Source organism: Candidatus Eisenbacteria bacterium, from assembly GCA_013140805.1.
GTDB lineage: Bacteria > Eisenbacteria > RBG-16-71-46 > RBG-16-71-46 > RBG-16-71-46 > JABFRW01.
On the sequence record JABFRW010000150.1, the window covers coordinates 18,815 to 33,318 of the forward strand.

Here is a 14,504-nt window from a genome sequence, read left to right on the forward strand (position 1 = left end):
TGCGGACTTCGATGCGCGTCCGGCCGACGCTCGCAGACCTGTCTCCCCCATCAGATCGTTCGGAATCGAACGAAAGGAGTTTCCTCCATGAAGCGTTTCTTCTCGGTGGTCGCGCTCGCGGCCGTCACCCTGGTCGCCGCCGCGCTCCCCTCGTTTGCCGAGGCCACGAAGTGGAGTTTCGACGGAGTGCACAGCGAGGCCGGATTCTCGATCCGTCACATCTTCACGAAGGTGCCGGGACGCTTCGACGACATGAGCGGTTCGATCGTGTTCGACGAGAAGAATCCTTCCAAGTCGACGGTGCAGGCCACGATCCAGGCCAAGAGCATCAACACCCGCAACGAGCGCCGCGACAACCATCTTCGCAGCGCGGACTTCTTCGACGTCGAGAAGTTCCCGACCCTCGATTTCAAGAGCACCAAGGTCGAGGCTGGCAAAGAAAAGAATTCCTACAAGGTCACGGGTGACCTGACCATGCACGGCGTCACCAAGTCGGTGGTGCTCGACGTGTCGTTCCTCGGCGCCGGCGACTTCGGCATGGGCGGCAACACCATGGGCAAGAAGGCCGGCTTCGAAGCGCGCACGAAGGTCAATCGCAAGGACTTCGCGCTGCTGTGGAACAAGACGCTCGACCAGGGCGGCACGCTGCTGGGCGACGATGTCGACATCACGCTCGCGATCGAAGCCGACGCCGTCAAAGAGGAAGCCGCCAAGTAATCGAAGCGCTGCTTCTGTCGGCAGCACGAAGCCCCCGCACCTCGATCGGTGCGGGGGCTTCTTCGTGACCGCGGCGGCAGTCGGCGGCTCGACGAACGCCGTCGATGGCCCTCAGTGGCTCGAGCCGGCCTCGGTCGAGGTTGCGGCTTCGGTGACGCCCTGTGCCTTCTCGTAGGCCTCGATCGCGGTCCGCAGCGTCTTCGCCTCACCGTCGGCCTTGTAGCGTTCGAGCAACACCAGCTGTTCGCGCGCCTTCTTCGCGTCGCCCTTCTCGAGCCACGCCTCGCCGAGGTACTCGCGCGCCGGGGCATAGTCGGGCTTGAGCGTCAGGCACTTCTCGTAGGCCGCAACCGATTTGTCGAAGTCCGACAGCTTGCGGGCCGCGAACCCGACCAGATTCCACGCTTCGTGATAGGCGGCATCGCGCGACACCGCGCTCTCACCCCACTCGAGTGCCCGCTTGTAGCGCTTCTCGGAGTTCTTCGCCTTGCCGTCGGCGGCGTCCTGCTTGGCGCGCGCGATCTCTTCGTAGGCCTGCGCATAGAGGCGCTCGGCCTCCTCGCGCGGCGTCTTCGGCGACTTGGTCTCGATGCTGCCGGAGGAAGCCGATGGCGTGGAGCCGGAACTCGACGAGCCGCCGCCGCCAAATGAAGCAAGCGACGGGGTGACGAACGCTGCGAGCGCGGCCAGCGCGAGCAAGGAGACAGTGGAACGCATGGGCAACCTCTCGAAGTGGAATCCGAAGTGAGGGAACGCGAGGGATTGTGAACCCAAACCGATCGGCGCGCCAGCCCCGGATGTCAGTGTTTGGCGAAGCCTAACGACCCTTCTTCCACTCCTTCATGTATTTCCAGTTCTGAGGCTTGCCCTCGGCCATCCACTCGATCGCCTTCGCCAGTCGGGAGGCGCGCGTCGCCGCCTGCTTTGCGCCGGTGATCCACTCGACGTACTCGCGTCGATGGCTCGGCGAGAACCCCGCGAAGGTCGCGCGGGCCTTCGAGTGCTTTGCGAGGGCCGCCTTCAGGTCCGCAGGTACCGGAAGCGCCTTTTGCGGACCGGACGACTTGGCGCGCGCCCGCGGCTTGGCCCCCGACTCATTGAGCTTCATGGCGAGTCGCACGTAGCTCGAGAGCACCCGTTTGGAGGGCAGCTCGGAGACCTTGGTCAGGCGCCCGAAGTTTCCCATCGCCTCGTCGAGCGAGCGTCCGCCCAAGTCGACGATCGCCGCGCCGCGCCAGAAGCCGAACGTCGCATGCGCCTTGAACGCGGCCATGTCGCACATCAGGCCGTGATAGGTGAACGCCGGCATGCCCCACTTGATGTCCTCGGCCACGTCCGGGCAGGCGCCGTGCACCACTTCGCGTAGGTGGCGGAGAATCGGCCTGGCGAATTCTGCGGACCTGGCGATGTAGGCGTCGATTCGTTTGTCGCGCTTTCCCATGCTCACCTCGGGGATTCGAGTCGGGCGACCAGCCACGCAGTCATGCGATCCAACACAGCCGGAGCCAGGGTCTCTTCGATCGTAGAATATTCGCTCATCGCGCCGCTCGTCGCAGTCTGGAACAGGTGATTGAGTCCCGGCATCCGCGCCATCGTCACGTCACGGTTGCCGCCCGCTCGCAAGGCCGCCTCGATCGCGGGCAGGTTGATGGAAGCATCCACCTGAAGATCGAGCTCGCCGTTTAGTGCGAGCACCGGGCACCTCACCCGACGCAGGTCAACCGCCGGGTCGTGGGCGATGAACCAGCGCAGCCACGGGAGTCGCGACTGTTCGGCTGCGTCACGCGCGAAGCGCTCTTCCCCACCGACCGCCTGGAGCTCGGCGGCGCTCAGGGTGCGAGCGAAGACGCGCAGCGTTCGCTCGGCGCGCACGAAGACCGACTCGGGGGAGGCGCCCGACTTGATCTCGCGGTGGATCGCACGATTCGGCGCCATGCGGCGCGCGATCTCCTCCCGCGCAAGGCCGGCGGACCTCATGAGAGCTTCCGTCTGAGTGGCCAGAACGCTGTCCCCCGGAACACCGGTGCCCGCAAGCAACACGAGGGCTGCGATCTGCGAGTCACGCGCCGCGACCCATGGCGCCAGGATGCCACCCTCGCTGTGTCCGACGATCGCGATGCGTCGCGCGTCGACCTCGGGTCGCGAGCGCAGGTAGCGCACTGCGGCCTCGACATCGCTCGCGTTGTCGATTCCGGTCGCGAGCGCGGGATTTCCTCCCGAGCCTCCGACGCCGCGATCGTCGTAGCGCAACACGGCGAAGCCGGCGCGCGTGAGCCGATCGGCGATCACGAGGAACGGCTTGTGCTCGAACACTTCCTCGTCGCGACTCTGCTGACCCGAGCCCGAGACCAGTACCACTGCCGCATGCGGCGCCCGATCGCGGGGTCGCGTCAGCGTTCCCGCGAGCGTCAGCCCGGCGCGCGAGTTTCGAAACGTGATCGAGTCCGATGCGTACGGAAACGGAGGAACCGGGTGTTGCGGACGCGAAGCCCTCGCGATCTCGCCGTGCTCGAGCGTCAGCTCGGCACGTTCACCGCCTTGATTCCAGGTGCCGACCAGGCGACCGCTCGCGCGATCGAGCCGTCCTTCGAACCACGCGGCGGCCTGCGTGAGCACCACACGAACCGAGTCCGGAGTTGCGAGCACCACCTCGAGCGGCAGACCGATGGCGCCCTGATCCGGGCTGTCGAGCTTCGCGACCCACTCACCCGCGGCACCGCGCTCGAAATGAAGCACCAGGCGCAGCGCGGCGGACAGCCGACCGTTCCATGCGCCCGCGAGGGAAGCAGCGCCTGGCGCCACGGGGGCCGGCGCACCGATCTCGGGCGCTGAGCTCGCGAGTGCCAGCGTTCGAGCGGCGGCGAATGCGGTCGTCAGGAGCGTCAACAGGATCACGGCGAGCACGGCCGATGAGGCGCGGAGCCGGGTTGTGACGAGCGGACGGGATGGGCGCATGGCGGGATCTCCGATGGAACAGTCGAGCCGTCGACAGGGTACTTCGGAGCACGGGTTGCCACGAGCGCCGAGAAACTCCGGCCGATCGCCTCCGGCAGGTGGATGAAACACGCCTCACCCGCTTGGCCACGATCTGCCGGCCGTGGTCTAATGCAGGCTCTCCAGTCGCAGTCGCGCCGAATCAACGGGTAAACCTGCGGAAGGGCGAACCGAATCCGGGCGGGTTCCGTCGCATCGAACCGCCGCCCGACCTCCGCGACCTCGATTCCTTCGCCACTACCTCGCTCGCTCAGGAGCCACTCCCCGTGCAGAAGCGCATGATCCAAATGTTGGCGATCGTCGTCGTGGTCGTCGCGATTCTCGGTTTCATCAAGTTCCAGCAGATCCAGGCCGCGATGTCCGCCGGCAAGTCGTTTCAACCACCTCCCGAGACGGTGACCACCGTCGTCGCGAAGTCGCAGGACTGGCAGGGTCACATCGAAGCCGTCGGCGCCGTCGCTCCCGCTCAGGGCGTCACGCTGAGCGCCGACCTGCCGGGCGTGGTCGAGAAGATCAGCTTTCAGTCGGGCGCGCGCGTCAGCAAGGGTCAGGCGCTGGTGCTGCTCGACAGCCGTCAGGAGCGCGCACAGCTCGCCTCGGCGCGGGCGAAGAGTGATCTGGCCAAGCTGAGCCTCGATCGCGGCCGCAAGCTGTTCGAGTCGGGCTCGATCGCGCAAGCCGAACTCGATCAGGTCGAGGCGCAATTCAAGCAGGCCGACGCCGACGCCGACGAGATCGAGGCCACGATCGGGCGCAAGACCATTCGCGCTCCGTTCAGCGGCACGGCCGGCATCCGCCAGGTCAATCTGGGGCAGTACCTGCACAGCGGTGATCCGGTGGTCCCGGTGCAATCCATGGATCCGATCTACGTGGACTTCTCGGTGCCGCAGCAACAGGTCGCGTCGCTGCGCGTCGGCGCATCGGTACAGGCGGCGTCCGACAGCGGCGCGCGCGCGACGCTCACCGGGCGCATCACCGCGATCAACCCGGTGGTCGATGACGCGACGCGAAACATACAGGTGCAGGCGACGTTCTCGAATCCTCGCGGCGTCATGCGTTCGGGAATGTACGTCACGGTCAAGGTGATGCTGTCGGCTCGCAGTGAGGTCATCGCGCTGCCGAGTTCCGCCATCAACTTCGCCCCCTACGGCAACTCCGTCTTCATCGTGGAGGATGTGAAGGGCCCGGACGGCAAGACCTATCGCGGCGTGCGCCAGCAGTTCGTGAAGCTGGGTACCGCGCAGGGTGACCAGGTCGCGGTGCTGGACGGCGTCAAGGCCGGAGAAGAGATCGTGACCTCGGGCGTGTTCAAGCTTCGCACCGGCGCCGCGGTGGTCGTGAACAACACGGTGCAGCCCGGCAATAGCCCGGCGCCCAAGCCGGCGGACAGCTGATGCGCATCACCGACCTGTTCATTCGCCGGCCGGTTCTCGCCATCGTGGTCAACCTCGTCATCCTGATCGCGGGGCTGCAGTCGATCGGTTCGCTCACGGTGCGGCAGTACCCGCGCACCGACATCGCGGTCGTGACGGTGAGCACGATCTACGTCGGAGCGAACGCCGACCTGGTGCGCGGCTTCATCACGTCCCCGCTGGAGCGGGTGATCGCGAGCGCCGACGGAATCGATTTCGTCGAGTCCTCGAGCGCCCAGAACGTCAGCACCATCACGGTGCACCTGAAACTCAACTACGACACCAACGCGGCACTCACGCAGATCCAGGCGAAGGTTGCGCAGGTGCGCAACGACCTTCCACCCGAAGCGCAGGCGCCGGTCATCGACGTGCAGACCGCCGACGCGCGATTCGCCTCGATGTATCTGGGCTTCGGTTCCAAGGACCTCGATCAGAACCAGATCACCGACTACCTCACGCGAGTCGTGCAGCCGAAGCTCAGTGCCATCAGCGGCGTGCAGCGCGCAGACATCCTCGGCGGTCGCGTGTTCGCGATGCGCGTGTGGCTCAAGCCCGACCGCCTCGCGGCGCACAACCTGTCGCCGTCTCAGGTGCAGGACGCGCTGGCGCAGAACAATTACCTGTCCGCGCTCGGTCGCACCAAGGGTTCCATGGTGTCGGTCAATCTGGTCGCGAACACCAGCCTCAAGACTCCCGAAGAGTTCCGGCAGCTGGTCGTGAAGCAGGACGGCAACAACGTCGTGCGGCTCGGCGATGTCGCCGACGTGGTGCTGGGGGCCGAGGACTACGACACCGACGTCAGGTTCGACGGTCAGTCGGCCACCTTCATGGGGATCTGGGTGCTCCCGACCGCCAACGCGCTGGACGTGATCAAGCGGGTGCGCGTCGCCATGAAGGAAGTCCAGGCCGAGCTGCCGGTCGGCATGACCTCGGGCATCCCCTACGACTCGACGATCTACATCCAGGAATCCATCAACGAAGTCTTGAAGACGCTGAGCGAGACCCTGTTGATCGTGATCCTGGTGATCTTCCTGTTCCTCGGCTCGGTCCGCGGGCTGATCATTCCGGTGGTGGCGATCCCGATCTCGCTGATCGGAGCCGTGTTCCTCATGCAGACCGCCGGCTTCACGATCAACCTGCTCACGCTGCTGGCGATCGTGCTGTCGGTCGGCCTGGTCGTCGACGACGCGATCGTCATGGTCGAAAACGTCGAACGCCACGTGCACGCGGGCGAGAAACCGTTCAATGCGGCGATTCGAGCCGCGCGCGAACTTCTGGGCCCGATCATCGCGATGACCATCACGCTGGCGGCCGTCTACACCCCGCTCGGCATCCAGGGCGGCCTCACCGGCTCGCTGTTCCGGGAATTCGCATTCACGCTGGCGGGTGCGGTGCTGGTCTCGGGCGTCGTGGCACTCACGCTCTCCCCCATGATGGCTTCGCGCCTGCTGCGCCCGGGCGACAGCGAACGCGGCTTCGCCGGCTGGATCAACCAGCGCTTCGATCGGTTCCGCCACGGCTATCAGCAGATGCTGTCCGGCACGCTGTCGCGCCGGCCCGTGGTCCTGACACTCTGGGTCCTCGTGGTGTTGCTGATGGTGCCGTTCTACATGTTCTCGAAGCGCGAGCTGGCGCCGGCCGAGGACCAGAGCGTGGTGTTCGGCATCGTGCAGGCGGCGCCGAACGCGACGCTCGATCAGACCAATCTGTTCGCGAGCCAGATCTACGACGTCTATCACTCATTCCCCGAGATGAAGAACACGTTTCAGATCACGTTCCCGAGCGGCGGCTTCGCCGGCATGGTCACGAAACCGTGGGCGGAGCGGAAACGCAGCACCTCGGAGCTTCAGGTCGAGGTCGCCGGCGGGTTCTCGAAGATCCCCGGCATCCGAGCGATCGCGGTGGTTCCGGCGTCACTGCCGGGTGGCGGAAGCTTCCCGGTCGATCTCGTGATCGCGTCGACGGCCGAGCCTCAGCAGCTGGTCGACATCGCGAATCAGCTGGTCGGCAAGGCGTACGCGAGCGGCATGTTCATGTACGTCGACACCGATCTGAAATTCGACCAGCCGCAGGCCGAGGTGGTGTTCGATCGTGACAAGGTCCGCTCGCTCGGCGTCGACATGAGCCGCGTCGGCCGCGACATGTCCACGTTGCTCGGCGGCAACTTCGTCAATCGTTTCAGCGTGCAGGGTCGCAGCTACAAGGTGATCCCTCAGGTCAAGCGCAGCGAGCGCCTCACCCCCGAGCAGCTGCAGTCGATCTACGTGTCCGGGCCCGCAGGCAAGCTGGTTCCGCTCTCGACCTTCGCCACCATCAAGACCACCACCGAACCGCGCGAGCTCAAGCGCTTCCAGCAGCTCAACGCGGTGCGACTGCAGGCGGTCATCCCGCCGAACATCGCGCTCGATCAGGCGCTCGGATTTCTCGAGACCGAGGCCAAGAAGATCATGCCGGCGGGCTACAGCATCGACTACGCGGGTGAGTCCCGACAGCTCCGCACCGAGGGCGGCAAGTTCATCGGCATCTTCCTGCTCTCGGCGATCCTCATCTTCCTGGTGCTCGCCGCACAGTTCGAGAGCTTCCGGGATCCGTTCGTGATCCTCGGAGGCTCGGCGCCGCTCGCGGTCACCGGCGCACTCGCGTTCACGTTCCTCGGCTTCACCTCGCTCAACATCTACAGCCAGGTCGGCTTGATCACGCTGGTCGGGCTGGTGGCGAAGAACGGCATCCTGATCGTCGAGTTCGCGAACCATCTGCAGGAGACCGGGCTCGACAAGTCGCGCGCCGTGATCGAGGCCGCCGGCACCCGACTGCGCCCGATCCTCATGACGACGGCCGCGACCGTGTTCGGCCATCTGCCGCTGATCTTCGCGCGCGGCCCCGGCGCCGGCGCACGCAACAGCATCGGAATCACGCTGGTGAGCGGCATGATCATCGGCACCGCATTCACGCTGTTCGTGGTGCCTGCGGTCTACACGCTGGTCGCCAAGGTTCACAAGCGCGAAGCGGTCGAAGAGGTCGCGGATGTCGCGCCGACCACCGAGACCCACGGCGGTGCCGAGGTGGCGCCGATCTGACGCGGTCGCGCCCCAGGCAAACGGAAAGCGCGGTGGGGTTCCCCTCCCCACCGCGCTTTTTTCACGCCGGCCGAAAGACGGCGCGTTCCGTTTAGCGGAGCGCGGTGAGCTTTCCGGTCTGCGACACACCGCCGACCGTGAGGCGATAGAGATACACGCCACTCGCCGCGCCTTCGGGAAGCCGCCACCGGGCACGCCGGGGGCCCGCCTCGATCCATCCATCGAGAACGGTCGTGAGCGTGCGACCGGTGACGTCCAGGATCTCGAGCCGCACCTGGGCACTCCGGCGCAGTGCGAACTCGAGCGTGGTCTCGTGCTTGAACGGGTTCGGCGATGACCGATGCCACGCGACGGTCGAACGAGCGTCGTCCGGCCCGCCGCCGGGCTCGCCGACGCCGGTCGGGATCAGCCCCTCGGTGTAGTGCTTGCGCTGGTCGGCCGGCAGTCCGGTGGTGATCTCTCGAACACCCGACGGCCAGATCACCTCGACGGTGTCGATCACCGCGGCATCTCCGAGCCCGAAGTGGAGCTGCAGATTCTGCGAGCAATACGCGGCCTGCCCCTCGACCACGCGCAGCTGCTCGACGGGCTGGCCGCCGATCGTGGCCTTCACGCGCACCACGGCACCGAGTGCGGAGCGATTCGAAGCGGTGCCTTCGAGATCCAGTTCGAGCCAGTGCGAACCGTTCGCATTGAGATTGCGGTACAGCGACTCGTTCTCGTTGTTGTTGAAAGTGCGCGCCACGTAGAGGTCGAGGTCGCCGTCCTGATCGTAGTCGCCCCACGCCGCGCCGTAGGACCAGCCGAGGTCGGTGGTGACCTGAGCCGTCGTGAGCTTCACGAACGACGCGGTGCCGGTCTCGATCAAGCGATTCTGATACAGGAAGTTTCGCTTGGTCGCACCGCCGAAGCCGTTCGTGACGAACAGATCGAGATCGCCGTCGTTGTCGATATCGCCCCAGATGCCGCACACCGACCAGCCGTCGTCGCTGCTCGTGATGTCGGCCGACATGCGCGTGAACGTACCGCCGTCGTTTCGGTACAGCGAGTTGTTCTCGGCCGACGAATTCGCGACGAAGCAGTCGAAATCACCGTCGTTGTCGTAGTCGGCCCACGCCGCGCTAAAGCTCGAGTTGCCGGCGGTCGCGAGGTCGCCGGGCGACTCGGCCTCGAACGTCGCGGTCCCGCCGGGAACCAGCTGGTTCCGGTAGAGGATCTCGTCCTCTCCGTTCTCGTTCGTCACGAACATGTCGTCGTCGCCGTCGCGGTCGATGTCGATCCACGACGAGCTGCGGGTGTAGAACGCGTCGCTCGCGATCGCGCCAGTCAGCACCCGGCTGAGCGTCCCGTCCTGATCGTTGTGGTACAGGAAGTCGGCCTCGGCGACCGCGTCGCCGCTGTTCGTGACGTGCAGGTCGGCCCAGCCGTCACGATCGTAGTCCCCCCACGAACACGTCTCGGAGTGACCGCCGTCGGTCACCGCGGCGCCGGTCAGGACGCGCGTGAACGTGCCGTCGCCGTTGCCCAGGTACAACAGGTTGTTGTCGCCGTACCAGTTGACCACGAAGCAGTCGAGATCGCCGTCGTTGTCGAAGTCCGCGAAGCTCGCGCCGTCGGCTCGAAACGCGCCGGTCACGATCGGGTCGCCGAGCACCTTGGTGTAGGTGTAGTTCGGCGCGCCGTCGTTGCGGAACAGCGCGTTCGCCTGGCCGGTCGAAGGACCATTGGTCAGGAAGATGTCGAGGTCGCCATCCTTGTCGAAGTCGACCCAGCACACCGCGCGTGAGGCTCCGGCGTTCGTCACGTGGGGCCCGGTGGTGATGCGGATGAAGCTCTGGGCATGGCTGGTTGCCGCAAGCGCCAGCAATGCCGCGGAAACCGCGACGGCCGCAGGCAGTACACAGGCGAATCTGAACCGCATCGTCCCTCCGTTCATGGCGCTGATGGCGTCTCCGGTCGGATCCACGACCGAGGACGCTACGGTCGAGTGCCGGGACGAACCATGGCGGAGCGACGAGCCGTGGGCGGGCTGCGACGAGCCGCGCGGAGCGCGCGATGGGCTGCGGGGTGCGGCTAGGACTCGCCGCGCGGCCGGCCCTCGAGCACGCTGAGGAATGCATCGCGGTAGGTGCGGCTCAGCGGAACTTCGACGCCGTCGTTGAGCACCACGGCGCCGTCGCCTCCCGGCTCGCTGCGCACCGTGCGCACGTGATCGATGCGCACGATGTGCGAGCGGTGGACGCGCGCGAATCGCCGCGGATCGAGGTCGAGGCTCAGCGCCTGCATGGTGGCGCGGTGCAGATGCACCTGCCGCCCGATGTGGAGTCGCGCGTAGTCGCCGTCGGCTTCGATTCGTTCGACGGCGTCGATCGCGATCACCTCGGCAGTGCCCGAAGAGCGCACCAGCCAGCGGGTCGGGCGGGCACTCGCGGCGGCGGTCGCCGCGTCGATCAGGGCCTCGCGCGCGCTCCCGCCCGGCTTCATCAGCTCTTCACGTTCGCGCAGCAAGCGCTCGAGCCGATCGGTCAGCTCGCGCGCGGTCGAGCCGAGCTGCACCTCGCGAACCCGCTCCATCACCGCATCCAGCGCCTCCGCGGTGATGGGCTTGAGCACGTATTGGAGCGCGTGCATCTGGAATGCGCGCAGTGCATGTGCGTCGAACGCAGTGACGAACACCACCCACGGCCGTTCCTCGCGCGCGAGCCGTTCGAGCATGCCGAAGCCGTCGAGTCCCGGCATTTCGACGTCGAGGAACGCCACGTCGGGGCGCCGCGTACGGATCAGTTCGATCGCCTCGAGGCCGTCGCCCGCCTCGCCGACCACTTCGAGGTCCGGCTGAGTCGCGAGCAGCGCCCGCAATCCCGATCGGGCAAGCGGCTCATCGTCGATGAGCACCACTCGCAAAGTCACGACGCAGCCTCGCGTGCGGCGACCGGCGCCGATGCGACGCGATACGGGATTCGAACCCGCGTTTCGGTTCCGCCGCTCGGCAGCGCGTTCAGCTCCAGCCGGTGCGCGTCGCCGTACAGCGTGTGGAGACGCGAGCGCGTGTTGGCGAGGCCGATCCCGAGACCGGCGGTGCCGGGCTTCGATTCCGCTCCCGACTCGAGCGCCGTCGCATGGGGAGCGGCCCCGTTCGAATCCGGCTCGTCGCGGACGCGCAGTTCGAGCCACTCCTCGAGTCGATGCGCCTCGATCGCCAGCAGCGCGCGGCCGGGACGTGCGGCCACGCCGTGCTTGAGCGCGTTCTCGACCAGCGGCTGCAAGAGCAGGCGCGGGACCTGAGCCGCGTAGGCGGCCGGCTCGATCTCGATCGAAATCCGCAGCCGCTCGCCGACCCGCGCCGACTCGATCGCCAGGTACTGCTCCAGCCACTCGACCTCGTGGCGTACCGAGATCTCGTGTGCCTGAGGCTGCGCGAGTGTGGCCCGCAGCAGCTCTCCGAGCCGCCCGATCAGGGCCTGCGCGCGGCGCGGATCCTCGGTCACCAGCGACGAGATCGCGTTGAGCGTGTTGAACAGGAAGTGCGGCTGAAGCTGGCGCTCGAGCGCGTCGAGTCGCGCGGTCGAAAGCGCCGCCTCGAGCCGCGTGGCGCGCACCGCCTCGGCGTGGATGCGCTGCTGCAGGCTGGTCGCGTGCTCGATCAGCACCACGATGCCGAACAGCGTGAGCCCGTAGTCGAACGACGCGAGCACCGAGCGCGCGAGCAGCACCCAGGAGAACGGAGTCTGAGGTGACGCGCGGATCGTGTGCACGATCATGTCGAACAGGAAGCGCTGGAGGACCGCGACGCCGATGCCGCACGCCACCAGCATCATGATCCGGCGCGCCACATGCGGCCGCTCGACCCGCAGCCTGCGCGACAACCACAGCACCAGCGGGGTGAAGGCGCCCCACAGCGACACGTACAGCAGATCGACGAGGGTGACTTCGACCGCGCTGAATGGACGCCCGGCCGCGGTTCGCACCGAGTAGGACTGCAGCGTGAAGAACAGCCCGAACGCCGCCCACAAAGCGGCGGCCAGCAGGATCCGGTGGCGACGCGCGGCCGGGCGAGCCTCCGGTACGGGCGGGGTCGCGATCACGGCCGCGTCTTGTTCACTCGAAGATGGCATCGCGTTCACTGTGCGCGAGACAGGATCCGCGCCGCAAGCACTCCGCGCGACCGCTTCGGAGCGCTGTCGCCGCGAGCGTCCATCTCATCGCACGCGAGATGGGCAGAGCCGAGTCCAGACCCATTGGTGCTCGCAGAGCAGCTTCACACCGCGAATGCCTCCGCCTCCCAGGTGAGCCCGAGCTCCGAAGGCGGCGCCATGTACCCGAGCATCGCACTCGCGGCGACCACGCTCGGTGACGCCAGGTAGCCCTCGCCGCCGAGCCCCATGCGGTTCGTCCAGTTGCGATTGAAGCTCGTGATGGCACGCTGACCCTTCGTGAGCGAGTCGGGGCCCTGTCCGAAACACGGCCCGCACCAGCTCTCGCGGATTCCGCCGCCCACCGAACGGAATACTTCGGCGATCGACTCGCCGTCGAGCCGCGCGTCGGGTCGCTCGATCTGCTGCTTCACCCCACCCGAGCCCGGGAAGATCACGAACTCCCTCGCGGCCTTCGTGAGACCACGCGCGCGCGCGGCCTTGAGCACCAGTGCCGCCGACAGCAGGTCGTCGTAGCCGCCGTTGGTGCACGAGCCGATCATCGCCTTGTCGAATGTGATGCGCTCCTTCGCCACTTCCTCGGCCGGGAACGCGTTCCCGGGGCTGAACGGCTTCGCGATCATCGGGCGCACGTCCGAGAGCGTCAGGGTCTCGTCGATCTCCCACGCCACGTCGGCGCCGGGAGCGATGCGCGGGTACGGAAGCGAGCTCATGCCCTTGGCCGCGAACCATGCGTAGGTGATGTCGTCGGGCGCGAAGATGCCGTTGTAGCTCTCGGCCTCCGCCATCATGTTGCTGATGGTGTTGCGGTAGGCGATCGGGAGCTGCCGCTCGGCGTCCACGAACTCGACGCTCATGCCCTGCGACTGCTTCGCCCCCCAGCGGCGCAGCAGTTCGAGCACCAGATCCTTGCCCGTCACCCACGGCTGCAGCCGCCCCTTGAACACCACGCGTCGAGGCCTGGCGACTGTCGTGTAGATGTAGCCGGTGCTCCAGCCGAAGCCGAGTGTGGTCGAGCCCACCCCGATCCCGATTGCGCCATACGCGCCGTAGGCGCGCGAGTGCGAGTCCGCGCCGGGGATCATCATGCCCGGGTGGACGAGGCCCTGTTCGGGAAAGTAGAAGTGAAAGATGCCGTCGCCCGGGGTCGCGTAGTAGGGCTTCTCGATGCCGTTCAACTTCGCGAACGCGCGCCCGATCGAGGTCTGCTTCTCGTCGGCATCGACGCCGGTGAACACGAAGTGATCGTTCGCGATCGCGATCTGGCGCGGCCAGATCGCCTCGCCGCCGGTGATCTGGTTGAAGGTGTGGATCGAAAATGGCGCGGTGCCGTCGGAAGCGGGCAACAGGTCCGCGTAGATGCGCACGGTGGCGCCGGGGCGGATCTCCGCGTTCTTGTCCACGCGATGCGCCCACAGGATCTGCTCGGTGGTCGTGAGCGTGCGCGCGGTTGCGGCATCCGGCCAGCTGATGTCGGGCTTCGTCTCCACACTGCGCCGGAACTCACGACGACCGAGTGCAAAGATGCCGCCACTCCTGCGGATCTCGTCCTCCTTCGGCGTCAGCGGCACCGGATCGTAGGTCTTGCTCCGCGTCACGTTCGCGAGCTGCCGCGAGTCGGGATCGAACGTGAACGCGTCGCCCTCCTGAGCATCTGCGACCGCCTCGGGACTCTGGATCACGTGCAGCCCCAGGTTGAACGCGTTGCGACGAAAGATGTCGCCCATGTTGTTCCCGCACACCACCACCATCTCGAGACCCTTCTCCTCGGCCACACCCTTCAAGCCTGCGGGGCTCATCTCGCGCGACGATCCGATCGCGAAACGATCCCCCGCGATCACGAAGGTCTGCCCCGCGTGCACGCGCGCGCGGAAGTCGGGCATCAGGTAGCGAAAGCTGCCCGCCTTCCAGCGCTCGTCGAGTGTTTCGAGGCTCTCGCTCACGCAGTCGGCGGCGGGCGTGATCTGGTCGGTGTCGATCGCGTCGAGCTTCTTCCCCGGCACCTTGGGGTCCCAGAAGATCAGCGCGGTGCCGCTCAGCAATCGCGCGCCGGACGGGTTCGCCACCGTCTCGTCGGCCGGCCGGGGCCCCGGAAGCTGGTCGAGCGTGACTCCGGGCTTCAGGCGAGCGGGTTCGAGCGTGTGCATGGG

10 protein-coding genes are annotated in these 14,504 nt (G+C 66.8%); 3 read left to right on the forward strand and 7 right to left on the reverse strand.

Features of this window, described 5'->3' with window-relative positions; all coding sequences use genetic code 11:
• The first annotated feature begins 87 nt into the window (after positions 1-87).
• Positions 88-717, forward strand: coding sequence for a YceI family protein (locus HOP12_11845; protein NOT34846.1), 630 nt, complete (start codon positions 88-90; stop codon positions 715-717).
• Positions 718-828: 111 nt separating this feature from the next.
• Here the strand turns inward: HOP12_11845 and HOP12_11850 are convergent, their stop codons facing one another.
• The 3 genes from HOP12_11850 to HOP12_11860 all read right to left on the reverse strand — a co-directional run bounded on the left by HOP12_11850 (position 829) and on the right by HOP12_11860 (position 3,672).
• The gene (locus HOP12_11850) at positions 829-1,434 is read right to left on the reverse strand and encodes a tetratricopeptide repeat protein (protein NOT34847.1); all 606 of its coding nucleotides are present in this window, start codon (positions 1,432-1,434) and stop codon (positions 829-831) included.
• A 100-nt stretch (positions 1,435-1,534) separates the two neighbouring features.
• Positions 1,535-2,158 (reverse strand): hypothetical protein, encoded by a 624-nt coding sequence (locus HOP12_11855; GenBank protein NOT34848.1) that lies wholly within the window; start codon positions 2,156-2,158, stop codon positions 1,535-1,537.
• A 2-nt stretch (positions 2,159-2,160) separates the two neighbouring features.
• Positions 2,161-3,672 (reverse strand): alpha/beta fold hydrolase, encoded by a 1,512-nt coding sequence (locus HOP12_11860; protein ID NOT34849.1) that lies wholly within the window; start codon positions 3,670-3,672, stop codon positions 2,161-2,163.
• A 305-nt stretch (positions 3,673-3,977) separates the two neighbouring features.
• On the opposite strand from HOP12_11860, the gene HOP12_11865 reads away from it, so the two are divergent.
• Both HOP12_11865 and HOP12_11870 read left to right on the forward strand, forming a co-directional pair.
• Positions 3,978-5,105 carry an efflux RND transporter periplasmic adaptor subunit gene (locus HOP12_11865; GenBank protein ID NOT34850.1) on the forward strand — a complete coding sequence of 376 codons (1,128 nt, stop codon included), beginning with the start codon at positions 3,978-3,980 and terminating at the stop codon, positions 5,103-5,105.
• Positions 5,105-8,200 (forward strand): MMPL family transporter, encoded by a 3,096-nt coding sequence (locus tag HOP12_11870; protein NOT34851.1) that lies wholly within the window; start codon positions 5,105-5,107, stop codon positions 8,198-8,200. The genes HOP12_11865 and HOP12_11870 overlap by 1 nt, the downstream gene beginning before the upstream one ends.
• Before the next feature lie 91 nt (positions 8,201-8,291).
• Here the strand turns inward: HOP12_11870 and HOP12_11875 are convergent, their stop codons facing one another.
• The 4 genes from HOP12_11875 to HOP12_11890 all read right to left on the reverse strand — a co-directional run.
• Positions 8,292-10,121, reverse strand: coding sequence for a hypothetical protein (locus HOP12_11875; GenBank protein ID NOT34852.1), 1,830 nt, complete (start codon positions 10,119-10,121; stop codon positions 8,292-8,294).
• A 152-nt stretch (positions 10,122-10,273) separates the two neighbouring features.
• The gene (locus tag HOP12_11880; protein ID NOT34853.1) at positions 10,274-11,110 is read right to left on the reverse strand and encodes a response regulator transcription factor; all 837 of its coding nucleotides are present in this window, start codon (positions 11,108-11,110) and stop codon (positions 10,274-10,276) included.
• Positions 11,107-12,285, reverse strand: a complete 1,179-nt coding sequence (locus HOP12_11885) for a histidine kinase (protein ID NOT34854.1) — start codon at positions 12,283-12,285, stop codon at positions 11,107-11,109. The genes HOP12_11880 and HOP12_11885 overlap by 4 nt, the downstream gene beginning before the upstream one ends.
• Before the next feature lie 173 nt (positions 12,286-12,458).
• The coding region (locus HOP12_11890) for a hypothetical protein (protein NOT34855.1) at positions 12,459-14,504 on the reverse strand (2,046 nt) is incomplete at its 5' end.

Bases quoted from the DNA above. Each gene is read 5' to 3' on its own strand.
- HOP12_11845 (NOT34846.1), top strand. From the start codon at position 88: ATGAAGCGTTTCTTCTCGGTGGTCGCGCTCGCGGCCGTCACCCTGGTC.
- HOP12_11850 (NOT34847.1), bottom strand. From the start codon at position 1,434: ATGCGTTCCACTGTCTCCTTGCTCGCGCTGGCCGCGCTCGCAGCGTTC.
- HOP12_11855 (NOT34848.1), bottom strand. From the start codon at position 2,158: ATGGGAAAGCGCGACAAACGAATCGACGCCTACATCGCCAGGTCCGCA.
- HOP12_11860 (NOT34849.1), bottom strand. From the start codon at position 3,672: ATGCGCCCATCCCGTCCGCTCGTCACAACCCGGCTCCGCGCCTCATCG.
- HOP12_11870 (NOT34851.1), top strand. From the start codon at position 5,105: ATGCGCATCACCGACCTGTTCATTCGCCGGCCGGTTCTCGCCATCGTG.
- HOP12_11875 (NOT34852.1), bottom strand. From the start codon at position 10,121: ATGCGGTTCAGATTCGCCTGTGTACTGCCTGCGGCCGTCGCGGTTTCC.